The 20,739-nt window shown below is 36.7% G+C and carries 27 protein-coding genes; 12 read left to right on the top strand and 15 right to left on the bottom strand.

Annotated features, from left to right (window positions below; genetic code table 11):
- Positions 1 to 274 precede the first annotated feature (274 nt).
- The 4 genes from BC6307_RS01395 to BC6307_RS01380 all read left to right on the top strand — a co-directional run bounded on the left by BC6307_RS01395 (position 275) and on the right by BC6307_RS01380 (position 1,996).
- Entirely contained in the window at positions 275 to 697 is a 423-nt protein-coding gene (locus BC6307_RS01395) for a stage III sporulation protein AH (RefSeq protein WP_066413907.1), read from the top strand.
- Positions 698 to 861: 164 nt separating this feature from the next.
- Positions 862 to 1,062, top strand: coding sequence for a DUF4083 family protein (locus BC6307_RS01390; protein WP_066413916.1), 201 nt, complete (start codon positions 862 to 864; stop codon positions 1,060 to 1,062).
- Positions 1,063 to 1,180: 118 nt separating this feature from the next.
- Entirely contained in the window at positions 1,181 to 1,363 is a 183-nt protein-coding gene (locus tag BC6307_RS01385) for a hypothetical protein (protein ID WP_066413919.1), read from the top strand.
- Positions 1,364 to 1,441: 78 nt separating this feature from the next.
- The gene (locus tag BC6307_RS01380) at positions 1,442 to 1,996 is read left to right on the top strand and encodes a GNAT family N-acetyltransferase (protein ID WP_066413922.1); all 555 of its coding nucleotides are present in this window, start codon (positions 1,442 to 1,444) and stop codon (positions 1,994 to 1,996) included.
- A gap of 100 nt (positions 1,997 to 2,096) precedes the next feature.
- On the opposite strand, the gene BC6307_RS01375 is transcribed toward BC6307_RS01380, so the two are convergent.
- Complete coding sequence (locus BC6307_RS01375) at positions 2,097 to 2,954, bottom strand: manganese catalase family protein (protein ID WP_066413926.1); 858 nt, start codon at positions 2,952 to 2,954, stop codon at positions 2,097 to 2,099.
- Positions 2,955 to 3,153: 199 nt separating this feature from the next.
- On the opposite strand from BC6307_RS01375, the gene BC6307_RS01370 reads away from it, so the two are divergent.
- From BC6307_RS01370 to BC6307_RS01360, 3 genes are all read left to right on the top strand, one after another.
- Complete coding sequence (locus BC6307_RS01370) at positions 3,154 to 3,765, top strand: class I SAM-dependent methyltransferase (RefSeq protein WP_066413928.1); 612 nt, start codon at positions 3,154 to 3,156, stop codon at positions 3,763 to 3,765.
- 153 nt (positions 3,766 to 3,918) lie between these two features.
- Positions 3,919 to 4,194 carry a hypothetical protein gene (locus BC6307_RS01365; protein ID WP_066413930.1) on the top strand — a complete coding sequence of 92 codons (276 nt, stop codon included), beginning with the start codon at positions 3,919 to 3,921 and terminating at the stop codon, positions 4,192 to 4,194.
- Positions 4,195 to 4,337: 143 nt separating this feature from the next.
- A complete protein-coding gene (locus BC6307_RS01360) occupies positions 4,338 to 4,730 on the top strand; it encodes a DUF3221 domain-containing protein (protein WP_066413933.1) in 393 nt (130 codons plus the stop codon).
- Positions 4,731 to 4,784: 54 nt separating this feature from the next.
- Here the strand turns inward: BC6307_RS01360 and BC6307_RS01355 are convergent, their stop codons facing one another.
- The 3 genes from BC6307_RS01355 to BC6307_RS01345 all read right to left on the bottom strand — a co-directional run bounded on the left by BC6307_RS01355 (position 4,785) and on the right by BC6307_RS01345 (position 7,215).
- Entirely contained in the window at positions 4,785 to 6,320 is a 1,536-nt protein-coding gene (locus BC6307_RS01355) for a fumarate hydratase (RefSeq protein WP_066413937.1), read from the bottom strand.
- 281 nt (positions 6,321 to 6,601) lie between these two features.
- The gene (locus BC6307_RS01350; RefSeq protein ID WP_157729267.1) at positions 6,602 to 7,039 is read right to left on the bottom strand and encodes a hypothetical protein; all 438 of its coding nucleotides are present in this window, start codon (positions 7,037 to 7,039) and stop codon (positions 6,602 to 6,604) included.
- Entirely contained in the window at positions 7,033 to 7,215 is a 183-nt protein-coding gene (locus tag BC6307_RS01345; RefSeq protein ID WP_066413942.1) for an SE1561 family protein, read from the bottom strand. The genes BC6307_RS01350 and BC6307_RS01345 overlap by 7 nt, the downstream gene beginning before the upstream one ends.
- 142 nt (positions 7,216 to 7,357) lie before the next feature.
- Here BC6307_RS01345 and yfkAB point away from each other — a divergent pair, with 142 nt between their 5' ends.
- Positions 7,358 to 8,485, top strand: coding sequence for a radical SAM/CxCxxxxC motif protein YfkAB (gene yfkAB / locus BC6307_RS01340; RefSeq protein WP_066413945.1), 1,128 nt, complete (start codon positions 7,358 to 7,360; stop codon positions 8,483 to 8,485).
- Positions 8,486 to 8,531: 46 nt separating this feature from the next.
- Here the strand turns inward: yfkAB and BC6307_RS01335 are convergent, their stop codons facing one another.
- The 5 genes from BC6307_RS01335 to BC6307_RS01315 all read right to left on the bottom strand — a co-directional run bounded on the left by BC6307_RS01335 (position 8,532) and on the right by BC6307_RS01315 (position 12,085).
- Complete coding sequence (locus tag BC6307_RS01335; protein WP_084380296.1) at positions 8,532 to 9,311, bottom strand: YfkD famly protein; 780 nt, start codon at positions 9,309 to 9,311, stop codon at positions 8,532 to 8,534.
- Between the two features lie 868 nt (positions 9,312 to 10,179).
- Positions 10,180 to 10,380 carry a hypothetical protein gene (locus BC6307_RS01330; protein ID WP_235858325.1) on the bottom strand — a complete coding sequence of 67 codons (201 nt, stop codon included), beginning with the start codon at positions 10,378 to 10,380 and terminating at the stop codon, positions 10,180 to 10,182.
- Positions 10,380 to 10,646, bottom strand: coding sequence for a hypothetical protein (locus BC6307_RS01325; RefSeq protein ID WP_066421288.1), 267 nt, complete (start codon positions 10,644 to 10,646; stop codon positions 10,380 to 10,382). Before BC6307_RS01325 ends, BC6307_RS01330 begins: the two co-directional genes overlap by 1 nt.
- A 126-nt stretch (positions 10,647 to 10,772) precedes the next feature.
- Positions 10,773 to 11,378 carry a YczE/YyaS/YitT family protein gene (locus BC6307_RS01320; RefSeq protein ID WP_066421287.1) on the bottom strand — a complete coding sequence of 202 codons (606 nt, stop codon included), beginning with the start codon at positions 11,376 to 11,378 and terminating at the stop codon, positions 10,773 to 10,775.
- 323 nt (positions 11,379 to 11,701) lie between these two features.
- Complete coding sequence (locus BC6307_RS01315) at positions 11,702 to 12,085, bottom strand: OsmC family protein (RefSeq protein WP_066421286.1); 384 nt, start codon at positions 12,083 to 12,085, stop codon at positions 11,702 to 11,704.
- A 212-nt stretch (positions 12,086 to 12,297) separates the two neighbouring features.
- On the opposite strand from BC6307_RS01315, the gene BC6307_RS01310 reads away from it, so the two are divergent.
- Entirely contained in the window at positions 12,298 to 13,461 is a 1,164-nt protein-coding gene (locus BC6307_RS01310; protein ID WP_066421285.1) for an MFS transporter, read from the top strand.
- 312 nt (positions 13,462 to 13,773) lie between these two features.
- A complete protein-coding gene (locus tag BC6307_RS01305) occupies positions 13,774 to 15,696 on the top strand; it encodes a heavy metal translocating P-type ATPase (RefSeq protein WP_066421284.1) in 1,923 nt (640 codons plus the stop codon).
- Positions 15,697 to 15,810: 114 nt separating this feature from the next.
- On the opposite strand, the gene BC6307_RS01300 is transcribed toward BC6307_RS01305, so the two are convergent.
- The 6 genes from BC6307_RS01300 to BC6307_RS01275 all read right to left on the bottom strand — a co-directional run bounded on the left by BC6307_RS01300 (position 15,811) and on the right by BC6307_RS01275 (position 19,965).
- The gene (locus BC6307_RS01300; protein ID WP_066421281.1) at positions 15,811 to 16,188 is read right to left on the bottom strand and encodes an SET domain-containing protein; all 378 of its coding nucleotides are present in this window, start codon (positions 16,186 to 16,188) and stop codon (positions 15,811 to 15,813) included.
- A gap of 185 nt (positions 16,189 to 16,373) precedes the next feature.
- Entirely contained in the window at positions 16,374 to 17,150 is a 777-nt protein-coding gene (locus BC6307_RS01295; protein ID WP_066421278.1) for a hypothetical protein, read from the bottom strand.
- 14 nt (positions 17,151 to 17,164) lie between these two features.
- Positions 17,165 to 17,713: a papain-like cysteine protease family protein gene (locus tag BC6307_RS01290; RefSeq protein ID WP_066421277.1), complete on the bottom strand. Its 549-nt coding sequence runs from the start codon at positions 17,711 to 17,713 to the stop codon at positions 17,165 to 17,167.
- 347 nt (positions 17,714 to 18,060) lie between these two features.
- Positions 18,061 to 18,894, bottom strand: coding sequence for a YihY/virulence factor BrkB family protein (locus tag BC6307_RS01285; RefSeq protein ID WP_066421275.1), 834 nt, complete (start codon positions 18,892 to 18,894; stop codon positions 18,061 to 18,063).
- 246 nt (positions 18,895 to 19,140) lie between these two features.
- On the bottom strand, positions 19,141 to 19,479 hold the full coding sequence (locus BC6307_RS01280; protein WP_066421651.1) for a YtxH domain-containing protein: 339 nt from the start codon (positions 19,477 to 19,479) through the stop codon (positions 19,141 to 19,143).
- A 15-nt stretch (positions 19,480 to 19,494) separates the two neighbouring features.
- Positions 19,495 to 19,965, bottom strand: coding sequence for a low molecular weight protein-tyrosine-phosphatase (locus BC6307_RS01275; RefSeq protein ID WP_066421649.1), 471 nt, complete (start codon positions 19,963 to 19,965; stop codon positions 19,495 to 19,497).
- A gap of 133 nt (positions 19,966 to 20,098) precedes the next feature.
- Between BC6307_RS01275 and BC6307_RS01270 the strand changes: the two genes are divergently transcribed.
- Complete coding sequence (locus BC6307_RS01270; protein ID WP_066421646.1) at positions 20,099 to 20,326, top strand: DUF1128 domain-containing protein; 228 nt, start codon at positions 20,099 to 20,101, stop codon at positions 20,324 to 20,326.
- A 156-nt stretch (positions 20,327 to 20,482) separates the two neighbouring features.
- Positions 20,483 to 20,620, top strand: a complete 138-nt coding sequence (locus BC6307_RS24640; protein ID WP_157076723.1) for a hypothetical protein — start codon at positions 20,483 to 20,485, stop codon at positions 20,618 to 20,620.
- Positions 20,621 to 20,739: the final 119 nt, after the last annotated feature.

The raw sequence follows: 20,739 nt of genomic DNA, 5'->3' as shown, positions 1-20,739 counted from the left end.
TTGTGGGACACGGGGATGGGACAAGGGGACAGGTCCCTCGTCCACACATTTACTGGAAATTTTATAATTATTTGTCATATCAGATGCCTGAAATCATTATCATAATGACCAAAAACTCGCTAAATTTTGGCGAGTTTTTCTTTTCAATAGATAGACCTAATCATCAAAATTTTCAATACAATATATGGAAACCGTGATACAATGAGGTTAATTAAACATTATTTAATGTCATCATACTTGTCAGTAAAGCTATATGTATGGGGAGAATCTTATAATGCTAATGATCGAAAGAAATATAAAGGGTAAATCATATAAACAATTAATAGACATTTTATCAACGAATTGTAATCGTTTTGCATTTGTAGAAAACAGACAGATGATGGATATTGAAGAAGATCGTCTTACATATATTGATACATTAATTTCCGATATCGCTGAACATCTAATCGAAAGAAAAATTCAACAAGAATGGGAAACAACAAAGCTTCGTGAGGACACAGCATATGTTTATTATTTTTATTTAAATAATGCGACAAAGCTATTCTTAAAAGAACGTAGCAATTCTGTTTTCGATTGGCTTAACCCTGAATTACCCGAAGACTTAATGTTTTATCATAACGAGAAATGTTTATTTGCTTCATGTTCACATGAAAGATATTTTATGGTTGATGAAACTATATGGGATAGCTTGAAGTAAACAAGAGCGTTTTGTTACAACTATAATTTCGTTTGTTGCAACGTTTAGAAATGACTTAACTTTAGTCGGAGAAGGTAAGTTTTTTTACTGGCAGCACCGTCAAATTTTATTAGTTTCTCACTTTGGTTTACCTATAAACACAAATGGAATGGAGGGTTTTGAAGATGGGACATACGACTGCCTATTTTTTTATTATTGTATTTGCACTTATTTTATTATTTGTCATATCTTTTTCAATGTTTATACGGAGGATACTAATAAATTCTTCCATACGAGCTAATAATTCCAATGCGATTGCTAAAAAACTTGATAAGCTAATTGAACAGAACGAGAAAATTGTGTCCTTGTTGGAAAAGAAGGATTGAGTTTTCTTTAAGAAGAAGCAAAGCTTTCTCTTGGTGAAAAATTTACTTTAGAAATGCTTCAATGGCTGTTTTTGAAGCATAAAATTAAAAATTTGTTTAAGATTGGGTGTTGGTCATAATGGATAGATTCTTATATCTCTTTGGTATTGTAGTATTTTTCTTTAGTTTTATTTTTTTCGTAATGAATTTTTTTACTGGATATGATGGAACAGCTATAATTTTCTCTGTACTCGCAATGCTTAATGCAAGTATTGCAATCGGTGTTTCTGAAATTTTAACAAGAACTAAAAAATTAAAATGAAATTTTCCTCTTCAGTTATTGTACCAACGAGACAGGTTAGTTTAAGCAAAATCCTAAAAATTATGATGAGGTGTTTGTTTGTGTAATTTTAACTATAATATAGTGACAGATAGATTAATAATAAGGCCATATATCAAAGGAGATTTTTCAAATTGGTTAACCCAATTTAATAATAGATTGCCTTCACAGCACAAATATGATGACGGTAAAATAGATATGAGCATTTGCACTAAAGAATGGTTTGGAGAATTGTTAAATAACCAGCAACAGATGGCTTTGGATGACAAAGTATATGTATTTGGTATATTTCGAATAGAAGATAATGCTCATTTAGGTGCAATAGATTTCTCTACAATTATGAGGGATGATTTTCAATGGGCAAGATTAGGTTATACAATTCATAACCAATTTTGGAGACAAGGTTTTGGAAAGGAAGCTGTAAAAGCAGCAATAATTCTTGCTTTTAATAAGCTAAACTTTCACCGTATAGAAGCACACATTAATCTCGATAATACTCCTTCGATAAAATTAGCCGAAAGTGTTGGAATGCAATTTGAATGTATAAGAAAAGGTTTTATCTATGAATTTGATGAATGGACTGATAACTTAATTTACTATATAAATTCAAAATAATTTTTATTGAAAAACGTATGCTTTAGTACAATAAGCAACACTAATTCCAAAAATGAAAAACGCCCTAAAGCAAAGGGCGTAGTATTCGTTTATTAACCCCTCAATTATTAAGATCAAAAAGACCTGGGGCATGCTCATTTGGCATATCTGGCATTTCCGGAACTGGATAGCCTTGTGGTGGATCAATGACTGCCAACTCTCCGCCATTTCTGCTTGGAGTTGTCCCCTGAAAGATTTCACCAATTCTCGTATCATCTAGGCGGAAGTTGAATTGGGCATTATGGAAGCCCATTTCTACATATTTACGACATTCTGGATATTTGTTTAAATCATAGTTGGGAATCGGAAATAGCTTTCCCCAATCGACACCTAATGTTTCTAATGCTTTAGCAAATGCATTTTGATGGGCATTATCACGTACAATTAAGAAAGCGATTGTTTCCCTTAGCGTTTTATTGCTGCTCATCTCGTAAATTCTCGACTTCTGAAGAACACCGGTCGACTCTAGCACAACATTATTAAGTAAATTTGCCACAAGGTTTCCATGGTCATATACCCATGAACCATTCCATGGGTTGCCTCCTGCATCAACTGGCAGGGAAGCTTTTGCACCCATAATATAATGATGAGGGTTTGCACCAGATTGTATCACATCATCTAATGGAGCCGCATCAGATGCCTGGTTTCCTGGCATATCCCCTCCCGATTCGTTTAAAAGTTGGTTAATTGTCGTTTGAACGAGCTCTACATGACTAAGTTCTTCTAGAAATATTCCTCGGATTAGGTCACGATATTGTTTCGCTTTCCCCCTGAAATTTGCACTTTGGAATGAGAATTGCATCAAAGTTCTCATTTCACCAAATTGCCCTCCAAGTGCTTCCTGAAGAACTTTTGCCGCATGAGGATCTGGTTTATCAGGGACAATCATATTAATTAAATCTTCTTTATAAAAATACATATTATCTACCATCCACCTTTCAATTAATTCTTATTTATATTGCCAAAAAGGAAGGGTTAATATTTCATGAAGATATAGGTAAACGTTATATCTTGATTCAACAGGACAGGTTTGTTGAATTGTCATATACAGACTGGTATGCTGAAAAATGACGTTTTTATGTTTAGGTCTGTTAATTAAGCTGATTGGAGAGTTTATAATGGGAAATACAGATAAGTTTGAAATGATAGCTAATAAATATGACACACCTGAAAGAATCGAAATTGCAAAGGTATGCTCAGATGCCATCCGCAATCATTTAGTTGACGCTAAAAGTAAATCTGCAATCGATTTTGGGTGTGGAACTGGGCTTGTCGGAATGAATTTGTTAAACGAGTTTCATTCTGTACTTTTTCTTGATTCGTCACAAAATATGATCAATGAAATAGAACAAAAAATAGCTGATTTTAATATTCATAATGCAGAAACACTCTGCTTTGATATTGAAAAGGAAAGACCGACTGATTTACAAGCCGACTATATATTTATGGGTCAGGTCCTACTTCATATTCCTGATGTTGAATTTGTTTTATCAAGACTGTTTGATGTTCTGAATGAAGGTGGACATCTACTAATAGTGGATTTTAATAAAAATGAAAAAGTAGTTTCAGATATTGTTCATAACGGATTTAATCCAGAAGAGTTAACTGACATGATGACTAAAATCGGGTACAAAGACATTCAATTCAAAACTTTTTATTCTGGAGATAAACTATTCATGGGACAAGATGCATCTATGTTTATTCTTGATGCAAAAAAGGGACATCGGTAAAGAATAAAATTTACGGTTAAAAACAACACAGCGAACGAGTAAAGGAGTTAGTGTTGAAATAACAGAGAGCGTTTCTTCAAGAAGGAGAAATGCTTTTTTTGTGGAAGTTATTGTACTAACTGGGAGAAGAGTTAAAATAGGGGGCGTAAATTTATGAAAAGAACCGTAATTGGCGGATTTATAATGTTAGGTGGATTATTAACCACATTAACAATTATTTTATGTGGAACTATATATGCAATTCATATTACGGCATGGTCTGGTAAATCAAAGTTATGGCATGCAATCTTTGGAGCGAAACAATTTGGAAATGAAGTTGTACAGTCATTGTTCTTAGGATTTCCATTCATTTTAGGAGTGATTTTTACACTTATAGGTCTAGTTATTTTAGGAATCGAATATTATAAAACTATCGAAAAGCAAGGTTAAGTAAATTTTTTGGTTCCAACTAAATTTACCTAATAGATTAACATTTTTTACTGTTCAACTCACGGGGCATGTTAGTGAAACGAAGAAAAAAAGTGAATGCGAATAGAATTATGTAAGATAATCAATATGAGGCGTGATTTTTAATGGTGAAAACCGATTTGTATGAAGCCTGTAAAATAAAAGCGTTTATTCTTGTAGAAAATCGGCTGATTTTACTGATGTTTATTGCATTCATGACGGGTTGTTCAATAGAAAATTTTGACCCAAAACCTCCTCACACAACAGGGTATATTCTCGAAGTAGATGGGAAAGGTTTATTGGTTGCAGAACGTATATCTTCTAAAGAATTTGATGAAATAAAAGATATTCCAATTGAAGAGTTGATGGATAGAAACCTCACCTTAATTTATATAACTTACGATGATGTTAAAGGGTTTAAAGTAGGTAATGAGATCGACATTTGGTTGGATGGCGAAGAGATTGAAGCAAGTTATCCAGGTAAAGCCAAGGCGGTGAAAATTGAGTTAAGAAAGTGAATTTCAAAAAACAAATGGAACCTCCAAATTCGCGGAAGTTCCATTTGTTAATTTTTATTTAAATACCGGCTCTTTAAATTGCTCTAATTTTTCTAATGACGTTTTTTCTACATCTTCATGTAAGCTATTGCCGTGTGAATCCATTGTTACAACGGCTGTGAAGTCTTCTACATTTAAATGCCACATTGCTTCTGGAATACCGAATTTCATTAAGTCGACTCCGTCTACTCCTTTAATACAATCTGCATAATATTGTGCCGCTCCACCGATTGCATTTAAGTATACGCCACCGTGTTCTTTTAAGGCCGCTAAAGTTTTTGCACCCATTCCACCTTTACCGATAACGGCACGGACACCGAATTTCTTCATGATATCTCCTTGGTAAGGTTCTTCACGAATACTTGTCGTTGGGCCAGCTGCTTTTACGTGCCAATTTCCATCTTCGTCTTTCATCATAACTGGTCCACAGTGGTAAATGATTTGACCATTTAAATCAACAGGTGCGTCGTTATCCATTAAATATTTATGAATCGCGTCACGGCCAGTGTACATTCTACCTGTAATGCGTACCACGTCCCCTACTTTAAGCTCACGAATTTGTTCTTCTGTAATTGGAGCCGTTAACACCACTTCACGTGAATCATTCTTTTCAGTAGCCTCTTCCACTTGCTCATCTTTAAAGTCAATCATGTCGCCATCTTGGTATAACCACTCCATAATTTCGCCTGTTTCCGGATTAATTTTCATCCCTAAGCGACGGAATGCCCAACAGTTATAAGCAACAGATACGAAAAAGCTTGCTGGAATACGGTTCATGACGCCAACTTTACAGCCTAGTAACGTCGTTTCTCCACCGAAGCCCATTGTTCCAATTCCTAGTTTGTTTGCATTTTCCATTACGTACTCTTCTAATTGACGAAGCTCTTCTACTGGATTTATGTCATCGTTACTGCGGAATAATTGTTCTTTCGCAAGCTCGTAACCAGATGTACGGTCTCCACCAATTCCAACTCCGATGAACCCAGCACTACAGCCTTGTCCTTGTGCTTGATAGACAGAGTGCATAATACATTTGCGAATGCCGTCTAAGTCACGACCAGCACGGCCAAGTCCTTCTAGCTCAGTCGGTAAGCTATATTGAATGTTTTTATTTTCACAACCGCCACCTTTTAAAATAAGGCGCGCATCGATGTAATCTTCTTCCCATTGTTCAAACTTTATCACAGGAGTTCCTGGTCCTAAGTTATCTCCACTGTTATCTCCTGTTAAAGAGTCAACAGAGTTTGGACGTAGTTTCCCATGTTTTGTTGCTTCTGCCATTGCTTTATAAATAGCGTCTTTTATTTTTAATTGGTTTACGCCAACTGGAGTTTTAATTTTGAAAGTTGGTAAACCTGTATCCTGACAAATTGGTGATACGTTTTCGTCAGCCATTTTAATATTATTTGTGATCGTCGCTAGTGACATTGCAGCGCGCGTTCCAGCACTTTCGCTCAACTTTGCTTTTGCAATCGCACGACGAACATCTTTCGGTAATTTCGTGGACGTTTCAACAACTAGCTCATACAAGCTGTCTAATATTTTTTCCATTTTAAAAATTCCTCTCCTATCCCCGTATATAGTGAGTATTTTATATATAAATAATTGTACAATAATTATTATACTGCTTATTTGGAATTGTTGAAAGGAATTTGTAACCGTCAACAATTTACTGTGTTGGTTGCCTTCTCTTTTATTCCATTGGGGTCTTTTTATCGGCCAACTGGACTCTGTTTTGTGCCAACTGAATCGCTTTTTCGGCCAACCGTAGTTCCTTTCCCGCCAAATGAATCATCTTTCGGCCAACTGGAAGTCCTTTCCCGCCAAGTGAATCATCTTTCGGCCAACTGGAAGTCCTTTCCCGCCAAGTGAACCAACTTTTCGGCCAACTGGAAGCCCTTTCCCGCCAACTGAATCGCTTTTTCGGCCAACTGCAAGTCCTTTCCCGCCAAGTGAACCAACTTTTCGGCCAACTGGAAGCCCTTTCCCGCCAACTGAATCGCTTTTTCGGCCAACTGCAAGTCCTTTTCCGCCAACCGAATCGCTTTTCGGCCAACTGCAAGTCCTTTTGCGCCAACTGAATCACTTTTTCGGCCAACTGCTCTACCTTTCGCACTAACAAATCCACTTTGGTCAACCCGACAGTCTCCAGCCTCCTTTTTATGCCATTGATCTTCATTAATACTCACCATACTTACCACACCAATAAAAATAAAAAAAGTCCAAAAGTCAGCCGCTACTGATTTTTGGACAGTCCCTAAGTTTACCACTCTTTTTTAAATTGGTTATACTTCACTTCTAAATCATCTAACATTTCAATTAATCGATCGATGTCCTCTACCTCAGTTGATTCAGGATCCATTGAGTCGATTACCTCTAGGAACATATTTAGTCGATTTTTTAAGTATGATACTTGATCGTCTTTGTTATGTGTTGCCTTACCCATTGTTTTGACCGCTCCTTTCTTTCTTAGTTTATAGTACTGAAACCGCGTGTTCGTTGCAAGTACTCGCAAAATTCACGGTCTAATTTGCTCGCTTTCGTGATACAATGAAGAGTAATTTTGTTTTAGAAGGAGTTTTATATAAATGAAAACGAAAGCACCTTTACAAGCTATTACTCCAAGCTTTGATCCTTGGGAAGCTTATTTAGATGTAGAACAATATGGCAAAATGACACTAACGAACGTTGAATTTACGACTACTACTATTTGTAACATGCGTTGTGAGCATTGTGCAGTTGGTTATACGTTACAGCCGAAAGACCCTGATGCACTTCCGTTAGAGTTGTTAATACGCCGATTAGAGGAAATTCCTCACCTGCGTTCTATTAGTATAACGGGTGGAGAACCGATGCTCTCTAAAAAATCCGTTACTGATTACGTCGTGCCTCTGTTAAAGTATGCCCATGAAAGAGGGGTTCGCACTCAAATAAACTCAAATTTAACGTTAGATCTTGCTCGTTACGAACTAATCGTTCCTTACCTTGACGTTTTGCATATTTCTCATAACTGGGGAACTATCGATGATTTCGTCGAAGGTGGTTTCGCGATGATGGAGAGAAAACCTTCCTATGAACAGCGGGCGAAATACTTCCAAAGAATGATTGATAACTCGAAAGCATTAACAAAAGCTGGAGTTATTGTTTCCGCCGAAACGATGTTGAATAAGCGAACACTTCCTCATATCGAAAACATTCATAAGCAAATCGTGGAAGAAATGAATTGTCAACGTCATGAGGTTCACCCTATGTACCCAAGTGACTTTGCTAGCAACTTAGAAGTTCTTTCATTAGAAGAAATGCGCGACGCTATCCATCGTTTATTAGACATTCGCGACGAAAATGTGTGGATGTTATTTGGTACGTTGCCGTTTTATGCTTGTAGCTCTAACGAGGAAGATTTAGCTCTATTGAAAAAACTGTACGCAGCGAAAAACGTGACGGTTCGTAATGACCCGGACGGTCGCTCAAGACTTAACGTGAACATTTTTAACGGGGACATTATCGTCACTGACTTTGGTGATACACCAGCGCTTGGTAATATCCAAACTACTTCTCTTCCTGAAGCTTATAACAAATGGAATGAAAGTAAAATTGCCAAACAACTAAGCTGCCATTGTCCAGCTGTTCAATGTTTAGGTCCGAATATTTTAGTAAAAAATGCATATTATCCAAACGAAGATTTTTCTACAAAGAGTGCAGTTTTATCAAAATAAAAATAGAGTCTTTCAACCTTTTTTCCGGGTTGGAAGACTCTTTTTCTTATCTTGGTCGGTCGCTTGCAGCAAAAATGAATGATGCGTGATCTTGGATAGGAATCCATGCACCAATTCCTTGAGAAGTTACATTTTTCACAACAATTGCTTTTTTACTACCTTTTAGCTCTAAATAGACTTCCCCATATGTTACTTTTCCTTTTTCATTTACAGCTGGAGAATACGCATATAAATAGCCAAGTTTATTAACGGGAACGTTATACACCTGGTCTTTTTTCGTGCCTGCTCCAATAATTGTGCTGAAGGATAATGGTAACTTCGTTTTTTCCATCGCTTTTAACATCATCATTTGTTTCACTTCGCCATCGCTTGCGACTTTAGAGGTTAAACCGCCTTTAATATGCTTTTGTGCTTCTTGACGATATTTCATTTGAACCGGTGCTTTTCCACCGCGATTATCAATGTAGTTCGTGTTGATTTTTTGGTATTCCCAGTTTACGTTCGTTTCTGCCGAATCGTAATAGAGCGGCCATTGTCCTAAATAAATGGTTGCTCGGTACCCTAACGCTACAGGCGAAGGAGAAATATTTGATTCGTTTAACATTTTAATGAGCTGTGGATTTTCAATTTTCACGTTAGAAGAATCAATTAGTTCTTGTGTTAATTCACTAGGCTGTAAATACGGAATATCCTCCGTTGGGTTTGGGTACGTATTTTCTTTTGAAATATCGAGCACGGAGCTTGGTATTTGAACTTTTCCTTGCTGCTTATCTTCTTGCCCTTTCTCTGCCGAATGAGCTGAAGGAGCGATAATAAACATTAACATAAAAACGAGCATTACTTTGAAGAGTCTCACGTTGCTAAACTCCTTTCACTAGCCTTTTTATTTTGTTTGCTTTTATTTTTTTCGAATAGAAGGAATATTATCCACGTTCGGCATAAAAAATTAGTTGGAGGAAAGTAGTCTAGTGTATTTTGCAAAACTACTCTTGGGGTTAGACTTTCTTTTTCTAGATAAATTTCACTTTCTGTTTAACTCAACTGGGGTTCTGTTCAACAACCTGGGTTTTTCAACATCCGCTCCGTTCTGGACAACTGCTTCAAATTTGAAGTTACATCTCCCAGCCCATTTCACTTTCTGTTCAACTCAACTGGATTTCTGTTCAACAACTTGAGGCTTCTGTTCAACATCCGATCCGTTCTAGACAACTGCTCCAAATTTGGAGATACAGTACCCAACCGATTTCACTTTCTGTTCAACTCAACAGTATTTCTGTCCAACAACTTGGCGGTTCTGGTCAACATCCGCTCCGTTCTGGACAACTGCTTCTAATTTGAAGTTACATCTCCCAGCCCATTTCACTTTCTGTTCAACTCAACATGATTTCTGTTCAACAACTTGGGAATTCTGTTCAACATGCGCTCCATTCTGGACAACTACTTCATGTTCGGAGTTACAGCTCCCAGCCGATTTCTCTTTCTGTTCAACTCAACAGCATTTCTGTACAACAACTTGAGGGTTCTGTTCAACATGCCCTCCGTTCTGAACAACTACTCCTACTCAAACACAAAAAAGACCATATAAAAATATGGCCGCATATATGGAATATTTAATTAGTTTTCACCTGGGAAAAGGACGGCTAAAACAATAACATCCTTTTCTACCAATTTGTAATAGACTCTAAATTTCTTTACTACAACTCTTGAGATACCTTATATTTACCATATTCTTCTGTATACAATTTACCTATTACATTATTTTGCAGTAGTTCTTCGGTTTCTAAGATAAACTGAGAAATAAAATCAAGCGTTTCTTCTGGTGTAAACCTTTCACTTCTAAACGAAGTTAGTTTTTCCTTAACAGCAGGGGACCAAATAATATTTCGACCAATCATTACATAAAATCCTTTTTAGTAAGTGATTTTAATAACTCTGTCGTAGTCATACCACGCCCATTTTCGTACTGTTCCATACTCTCCTTTAACATAAGCTCGAGTTCAGGATTTTCTTCTGATTCAACCTTTATGGTTTTTTTATCTTCTTCTTGTAGGACAAGAGTAAATTTCCCTTTACCTGGAATAGAAAACTGAAATACAGAATTTTCACTATTCATATTAGCAATATGATTCATCAGTTCTTCGGAAGAATGTATTTTCCCCATAAAAATCACCACCATTATAATTCTTTCTATTATAATAACATATTGATTTCATGTAATATACTACAGATTATCCCCAAAGCGCTCTGTTTCACTGCTTAATATGCAAAAATAAAACACGAGAGATCCTCACCCCTCGTGCATCCATTTCCCATATAGTTTTTCCATTGTCGGAAAGAACAATTGAATGATTGGTCCTACTCCAAACGTAACGATAATAGTCCCTAATCCAATTGGGCCGCCGAAGATTAAAGCAAGTACTAGTGCAATTAATTCGCCTGTCATTTTTGCTGTCATTAGCTTAAATCCAAGTCGGTCTTGTAGTGCCAACATTAAGTTATCGATTGGGATAACTGGGAATTTCGCCTGTAAATACGTTGCAATTCCAAGGCTCAGTAACGTCATACCGGCAAGTAAAACGAGCAATTTGAATAGGAAGCCCGTTGGTTCTAAGTTGGACAACATATATAGCCAAAAATCAATAAACGATCCGACTAAAAAGATCGTAATGACTGCTAAATAATCAGGTTTATGTTTTCTTAAGAAAGCATTAACTACAATTAAAATAATACCTACGATAAATACCCAACTACCAACCGTTAGGCCGATTCTAATTGAGAGACCAACGTTTAACGCGTCCCACGCTCCTGCACCTAAATCTGACACAATCGTTAAACTAACGCCAAACGATAAAATGAGTAATCCTATTAAGTAAAAAACAGCTCTTTTTAACATGTGTATCTCCTTCTTGTTATACCTTGTCCTACTATTGTAAACAAAAAATATCTCATTTATGAAAAAAACTTTAAATTTATCAGAATATTTACAACTGTCCAACTATATAGTATAGTATACTTAAAGTGAGGGAGGGATATAGAGTAACTACAACCTTGAAAGGAGGTAGCATTACTCCGAACATCAGTTAACCTTTTAAAAGTTAAGTTCCTACTATCCTTCAGTGTAATACTTAAGAAATTTAATTTTTCACATTGTCCTATGTTCTTGAAGACTCTAGCGGCTTCCCCCCGCGGAGTCTTTTCTTTTTTTTGAAACTTAATTTATTCTACTATTTCAAATGATTCCGTTACTTCGATGCTATTGATAACAGATTGGACCATTGGACAGTTTTTTCGAGCAAGTTCCATTGCTTGCTCTACATGTTTTTCAGGCAAATTCTCACCTTTAATAATATAGTGCAAGTGGATTTTTTCAAGTCGATTTGCCTCCTGCTCGTTTCGTTCCACCTTTGTATGTATATGCATATCTTTTACGGTTAGACGCTTTTTTTGAAGTATTTTTCGCAAGACCCCTCCGCTACATACTGCAATGGATGAAACCATTAACTGGTATGGTCGAAAGCCGAACTGCTCATCACCTGATACGTGAAGTTCCCCATAAGGTAAATCAGCCAAGAATCCTCCGTCTTTCATTTTAAATTCCATCATTATCCCTCCTATTCTCTCTTCATTCAATTATATTACAATTACTTTTTAGTTACTTCTTTCTAGCTTGAACTAATTGATGAAAAACTCTTGTTTTGTCTACATTTTACAGTTAACATCTATTATGGTGTAAAGATAATATTATATCTTAATTAACAGCATAATTCTACAATTGTCGACAACAGGCAATTTCGTATATGTAGGAGGGTTTTATGAATCGGTTTCGGTTTTGGATTTTAGTTAGTATTGTTGCAATATCCGGTTTTAGTCAAGGGATGCTACTGCCACTTATTGCGATTATTTTTGAAAATGCAGGCGTATCTTCCTTTTTAAACGGAGTAAATGCAACTGCTTTATATATTGGAGTACTTCTCGCTTCTCCTTTTATGGAACAACCTTTACGGAAGTACGGTTATAAACCAGTCATTATTATTGGTGGCTTGCTCGTATTTCTTTCTCTTGCGATGTTTCCACTCTGGAAAACGTTTTGGTTTTGGTTCGTGTTACGACTATTAATTGGAATCGGTGATCACGCCCTCCATTTCGCAACGCAAACTTGGATTACTGCTTTTTCACCCGAACATCGCCGTGGTAGAAACATCTCTCTTTATGGGCTTTTCTTCGGAATAGGATTTGCTGCTGGGCCGTTAATGACTCCTTTAGTACAAATTAATGAGGCATTACCGTTTATCGTCTCGTCTGTTCTTTGTTTAATCGGTTGGGCGTTTGTATTCTTCCTGCACAACGATTATCCAGAACAAGATATTCAGATGAACTCGTTTTTCCATACGTTGAAAAGGTTTAAACTAGCATGGAAATATGGATGGATCGCGTTTCTTCCCCCGCTCACGTATGGGTTTTTAGAAGCTTCATTGAATGGTAGTTTTCCAGTTTATGCGCTCCGAATAGGGTTCGAAGTAAGCAATGTTTCCATTATATTAGCTGCCTTTGCAATTGGAGGAATTGTTTTTCAGCTGCCACTCGGGATGTTAAGTGATAAATGGGGACGGAAAAACATTCTTGTCGCTGTATTCCTTTTAGGATTTATCACCTTTACAACAGCGGGATTTTTAGAAGGCTACTTTTTCGGTCTTGCCATTACTATCTTTCTAGCCGGTATGTTTGTTGGCTCGACTTTTTCATTAGGGATAGCATACATGACCGATCTTATGCCTAAAAACTTATTACCAACCGGAAATTTAATGTGTGGGATCTTTTTCAGTTTTGGAAGCTTACTAGGTCCTATTCTCGGTGGATTGTTCATTCAACTGTTTGAAGGAATTAGTTTCTTTACCATTATTAGTACGTTATTTTTAGTCATCACTATACTTCTCATCACAAAAGGAAAAAAATCTTTAGTTGGGAAAACGGCTTAAAAGTAGTGACATAACGAGCTGTTGTTGTTTATAATAAAGGTAACTAAAAAATTAAATAATCTAAAAAAGAAAAGCTATAATGCTGCTATCGTAACCCGATGGCAGCTTTCGTCGTTTTATAGGGGAAGTGACGTTGATAATCATTAGCAAGAAGAAAAGCGGAGGTAGGTCGTTGGGTTTTTATAAAATAAAAAATAACTAGCTTTTTCCCTTGACTTAATTTATAATAATTACTATATTATAATTATTATAAATAAGAACATCACTGTAAAATACAATCTATTAATCTTATACTAAGGAGCGTGGAAAAGGATGAATGCTGAAACGAAGCAAATGACTACACCTATTGCGATGAACAATGAAGAAAAAGTTAGCTTAATAGAAAAAGGGAAACAACATATTGAATTACTATTTGCCATTATTTCAGGTGTACTTATTTTAGTTGGTTGGTTATTAATGAACGTTGAGCTTACAGCCGTTTCCGTACCTATATTTATTTTAGCTTATGTTATTGGTGGCTTCTTCAAAGCGAAGGAAGGCATTGAAGATACCATTGCAGAAAAAGAATTGAATGTTGAAATGTTGATGATCTTTGCGGCGATTGGTGCTGCTATTATCGGGTATTGGATGGAAGGAGCTATCCTCATTTTCATTTTTGCATTAAGTGGTGCACTAGAAACGTACACGATGAACCGAAGCAATCGTGAAATATCTGCGCTAATGGACATTCAACCTGAAGAAGCATTGCGTATTGTTGGTGGCCGTGAAGAAAAAGTTCACATCTCTGAATTACAAATTGGCGATACGATTTTAGTAAAGCCTGGTGAGAGAATTCCAGCTGATGGCGCGATCCTTCAAGGAACTTCAAACATTGATGAAGCTGCTATTACGGGAGAGTCGATGCCACAAAGTAAAAAAGAACAAGATATTGTTTATGCAGGAACGATGAATTTAAATGGTTCGATTACAGTGGAAGTAAAAAAACGAGCAAATGAAACGCTTTTCCAAAAAATCATAAACCTTGTCCAAAACGCTCAAAGTGAAAAATCCCCTTCTCAACAGTTTATTGAACGTTTTGAAGGTCCTTACGTAAAAATCGTTCTAATCGTTGTCGGACTTATGATGTTTTTACCTGTTCTACTTCTAGGTTGGAGCTGGAACGAAACGTTTTATCGCGCGATGATATTACTCGTTGTTGCCTCACCGTGTGCCTTAGTTGCATCTGTTATGCCAGCAACTCTTTCAGCTATCTCTAACGGTGCTAGAAAAGGTATTTTGTTCAAAGGTGGCGTTCACTTAGAGAACTTAAGTAACCTACAAGCGATTGCTTTTGATAAAACTGGAACGTTAACGAAAGGGAAGCCTGAAGTTACCGATGTTATTGTTCGGGACGATTGGACAAAAGAAGATTTCCTATACACGGTTGGCTCGATTGAAAGCCATTCAAACCATCCGTTAGCACAAGCGATTACGGCGTATGCGAAAAAAAACAGCACGAAACCGTTACAACGTCCAGACCAACTAGAAGATAAGGCTGGTTGGGGAATTGTCGGAACTATAAACAATAAAACGATATTAATCGGAAAAGCTGATTTTGTTGGTAGAGATGAAGCGCTAAAATTTGCAGATACGTCAGCATTTGCCCAAGAAGGAAAAACAGTCGTATTCGCAAAAGATGATCAAGGAATTTGTGGTGTGCTTGCTTTAAAAGATATTGTCCGCCAAGAAACAGCTGCAGCCATTAAACAGCTTACTTCTTTAAATGTTCAAGCTATTATGTTAACAGGTGATAGCAAAACAACAGCTAGTGCGATTGCAAAAGAAGCAGCCATTACTAACTATATTGCGGAATGTTTGCCAGAAGAAAAAGTGAGTTCTATTAAAGATTTAAAACAAAAATTTGCAGCAGTTGGGATGGTTGGTGACGGTATTAATGACGCACCTGCACTTGCAACTGCAAACGTCGGAATTGCAATGGGTGAAGGTACCGATGTTGCATTAGAAACAGCGGACGTTGTATTAATGAAGAACGATCTAAATAAAATCGCGGAAGCCATTGAATTATCGAAACGAATGAACCGGATTATTAAACAAAATGTTATTTTCTCCATTACCGTTATTATGTTACTTATTGCTTCTAACTTTTTACAAATTATTGACTTACCTTTCGGTGTGATCGGTCACGAAGGAAGCACGATACTCGTTATTTTAAACGGTTTAAGACTGTTAAAATAACGTAAGCAAAACAAAAAAGCTCGAAAAATAAATTAAAGGACGGGGTTATTCTAAAAGTCAGTCTTTACTGACTCTTAGAACAACCCCGTCCTTTCTTATTCAACTAACGATTGTTTAGTCCTGATTAAACCATAACGGATCTTTGTCATCGACATCGCCATTATAATTGATTAGAATCTCATCGCCCTTTTTAATATTTGTGAATGCATAGAATTCAAATGTATGATTTCTAAAATTAATTTCATAATTTGCATTAGGTTCATAAGAATGGTTAAATAACATTCCATATCCTAGAAGGATTGCTGAATGGTTTTCCCCATACTCAAAAGCGTAATCAGCGAGATTTGTTTTCTCGATATGTTGATGCTGGTCGTTCGGATAAGAAAGTACAGGCGCTTCATGTATAAGCTCTCCTTTTTTAATATCACGTGTAGCAAATACCCCTCTATTGAATTCCCCATCACTAACTGAAGATGTTTTTACTTCAATCATGTTGTTCACCTACTCATTTTTAAGAATTTATCTTTCTAACTATAACATTAATTTTAACATGGGACTCTAAAATGATACTTTTAAACCATCGTAACCTTTCAAAAAATCACCATAAAGAATAGGATAAACAGTATTAAAGTATACTATCTATCCTATATGTAAATATTAGCACTTTTTTGCGTATTTTAACTCTCTTTTTTGCGATACCTTTCTCTCACGAAAAAGAATAACGTCATTACAATAGCTATTAGTGTAATCGATACTAAACCTTTTTCTGCCGATATTATAGGAGATGCTTCTTTCGATTGAGCCGTCTCAATTGGAAAAATTCCGCCATCAATTCCCCCACGCTCACCCGGCTTTAATTTTTTCACATTTTCTAGTAGCTTCTCACCGAAATCTTTAGCATCTACATCACTATACGTCGTAAATTCAGACGGTTCTGGAACCTTCATCATATACTCTTTTCCATTCACAGTTTCGTAAAGTATGTAATATTTATTTCCGATTACGATTAGTAGAGGATCTATTATCGAGGTTAACTTTTCTACTGAATGGATCATGCTTATAAGATTTTTTGCGTCGCCTCCAAATGAAACGGCACTATAGTCACCGTTAGCATCTTTCGCTACCCTTAGTATAGAAGACACATCATTACTAGAAGTAACGAAAAACTCCCACTCGTCCGTCGCAATTGTAGCTTCTCTTATTTTTTTATATTTTTTACTTTCTAGCACATCAAAATCTAATTGAAAAATTTCTACTCCAAAAGCTATTTTTGCCTCGTTTAGCTGTTGAACGCTTTCGTATCCGTAGCCAGCATACTCATGGGCAACGACGCGCTTAAACGTTTCTAGCCCTTCATTTGCCGCTTCTAGTAGTTCTTCGGATTGGTCGGAAGCTTTCGCAACATGTAAACTAAGCGACATTAAAATAACTAACATACTACCTATCCATTTCATTAAATTACTCCCTCCTATCTAACGTTATATAAAGTACCATCCCAATGTCTTGACTTCGATGTTCCGCCACGAAAATCGTTGAACGCCATGGAATATCTAGTTCCATTAGCTGGATCCATGTAGGAAACATAATTAGTTCCTGATTCTGTTACGTATCCTCTTATGACAACGGCATGCCCACCCGTTCGATTTCCGGAGCTGTACCATGATAGCCCCGCATAAATGGGACGATTATTGTTTACTTGGTTGACAACTTCGGTAAAGCTGATCGCACTAGTAGATTGTGAACTACTAACACCCCAATTTAATAACCCTGACCTCACTTCTCTGTCTGTTGCTGATTGGTTCGCTGTTGACCCTTTTACAGTTCGAGCAAAACTAGACTGATTGATGTTTTTTCCTTTATACCCTAATATCGATACACCTGAAGCTGACCAGCACCAAAGTGATTGTTCCTGTTTAACATTCGGTACAGCTAAAAACTTAGAAGAGATATTGGCTTTTACTTCTATTGTCGTAACGATAAGTAGAAAGGTTACAAAGACGATTATTTTATTCTTCACATACATTCCCTCCATTTCATTTCCACTTATATAAAATTTTTCCGTAATATGTAAGCAAAGTCAACATTCTTTTGGGAATAATACGAATATTCATACCCTTACAACAGCAACAAAAAAACGCGTCATAGAGGCGTAAAGCTCTACAACGCGTTTTTCACTATTTAATGATATCCGTTTTGGCCATTAGCACTTCCGGACGTTTTATTTTTTGGTTTTTGGTTTTTATTTTGTTTCGTACCGCCGTCTTTTTTCGTATGCTTTGCCATGAAAAAAACCTCCATTTAACATGTTGTGGTCTTTCTCTTATATCGTTCCCTCATGTCATGTAAAATTGACAGGTAATTTCTTCACGACTTTCTAATAATTCTTTCATGATGAATTTTTAACAATAGAGCATTAATTTCTCCACCTATAATAATGAGCAAGCCTGAAATGTAAAACCAAATAAGTAGGACGATTATTCCACCGAGTCCACCGTACATCGCGGAATAATTACCAAAATTGCTAACATAGTATCCAAAAAGGTAAGAAACTGCCATCCAGCCTATCGTCGTAAACAAAGCTCCTACTAGCACATGGCGAAGTTGTAGCTTCACATTAGGTGCAACGAAATACAGTGCGATAAACACAAAGAAAAGAATAATCGCGCTCACTACTAGACGAGTGGCTTCCCAAAACGTTAAAAATTCCTGCGATAAGCCGAAATGAGAGAAAATAAACAAACCGATCTCTTTCCCGAAAACCGGAAGTAACAAGGCAACGATAATAATGAACACCATGGCAAAAGTTAATAGTACTGCCATTCCTCTTGCGATAAGGAAGGGGCGGCCTTCGTCAACATCGTATGCACGATTAAATGAACGTACGATGGCGTTTATGCCGTTTGAGGCAGCCCAAATTGCTCCGATTAAACCGAACGATAATAGTCCGCCTCGTTGTTCGTTCATGATTTGTCCTAAGTTGACTTCAATAATTCGCATTGTGTCCCCTGGTGCGTATTGGCGGATGACGTTTAATACGTCTGCTTGAGAAATTGGAAGGTAGGCGATTAATGTTAGTAAAAAGATTAAGAAAGGAAACAGGGATAGGATGAAAAAGTAGGATAGTTCTGCCGCTCTTCCTAATGCTTCGTCTGTGTCTAAACGAAAGAGGATCGTTTTTGCGAAAGAAAAAATGTTCATCGTTTTGTCTCCTTTCGTTTTGTTTTCTACCTTAATATTGAGTATAAAGCTAGTCCGTTCCTCTTCGCTACGGGAACTTGCTTTCCGCGGGGAGGGAGTCGAGCCTCCTCGGCTTCGCCTGTGGGGTCTCGACCTTCCCTCTATCTCCCGCAGGAGTCAAGTTCCCTCCGCTCCGATCCACTCATGGTTTCAAACTTTAATGCTTAAACCTCTACGACCACTCAAACTCTAATTAGGTCATATACCTTACTTATCCATTTTGTCTACTCGTTTGGAGATAACTTCGCTAGTATCTTTTACGATTTCAACGATTTTTGGAGTAGTTTCTTTTAGTTCGTCCATTTTTCCTTTTAAATATTCAAGGTCGTCTGAAACGTCTTCAACTGCTTCTTTAATGTTGTGAAATTTGTCTCGAACTGACTGAGTGACTTCGTCTGGATGTTGAATAACATATTTCATTTTTTGCCCATATCTTTTGGAATTATGTATAACCGTTTCTCTCGTTTCGCGGTCTAATAGCGAGATTGCTGCTCCGACTACTGCTCCAATTAACATACCTTCTAATAGTTTGTTCCGATTACTCATTTATGTTTCTCTCCCTTAAAGTTGCTTTTCTTCTTTTATTTTTTGTAGTAGATTCCGACATCCTTTTCCCACTAACTCATATGTTTCCTCAAAATTACCTGTATAATATGGATCTGGTACATCTAGTATTTCACTTTCCGGAACAAAATCGAGCAGTCTTCCGATAAAACCTGTTTTCGTGTAACCAGCCAATTTACGAAGGTTTCCTAAATTTTCTGCGTCCATCGCAATTACGTAATCAAAAGCAGTTACATCTTCCGTTTGAACTTGGCGTGCTTTCATTCCTTCAAAGCTAATGTTATTTTTCGTTAATATCGATTGTGTTCCTTCATGCGGAGGCTTTCCAACGTGCCAGTTCCCTGTTCCGGCAGAATCTACTTCTATTTTTCCAGCTAATCCTTCTTCTTTTATAAGAGATCTAAAAATAGCTTCTGCCATTGGCGATCTACAAATATTCCCTAAACATACAAATAATACTCGTACCATTTTTTCACATTCTCCCTTTTCATTTTCTATTCCCATTATATACAATTATGAAAACTTTCTCTCGATGTTTTCTTGATTACTGACTAAATTCTGATAGTATAAATAGTACGTATATACACGAAAGGATGATATTGTGAATCTTTCTGAAAAGTCTATTGAAAATGTAGAGTACATGATAGAAGAAATTAAACAAAAACTAAAAGTATTAAATTTAGGTGCCATTAAACCTTCTCATTTTGATGGTGAAATGTACGAAGAGCTAAAAGAAATTTATGAGTTAGTAATGAAAAAAGATTCCTTTAGTCCTAACGAAATGCAAGCACTTGTGGAAGAGCTAGGTAATTTAAGAGCAAATAAATAGATTGTAACGTGTTGGCCCATCTGCTTCCTAGCGATGGTGCTTTTTTTATGCTCGTAAAATCTATCATGTTTTCCTTCTTTGTCACATAAATTGGTTATACGTGAAACTTCACAGTATAGAGTTCACGCTTCACTCACGACAAAGGGAGGGTTTATTTTGATAGGAGGATACGTTGCATTTTTTGGATTCATGTTAATTCTTGCTATTGGCGTTGGTTTATTTTACGGCACTTTATATTTAGGGTTAAACGGAAAAGAGTCTGTTGAAATTGACCCATTACCTCCAGAAGATTGATAATGATAAGCAATAAAACAACCGCTTCTGGTTGTTTTTTTCTTTCCAGTTTGTATCGCTTTCTTTCATCCTTCCTTTTTCAGTATAATAAAGCAAACAGTGCTAGAAGGAGTTGAAAG

It is taken from the genome of Sutcliffiella cohnii (assembly GCF_002250055.1).
GTDB lineage: Bacteria > Bacillota > Bacilli > Bacillales > Bacillaceae_I > Sutcliffiella > Sutcliffiella cohnii.
The sequence above is the reverse complement of the archived record's forward strand: the minus strand, read 5'-3'. Positions and strand labels throughout refer to the sequence as shown.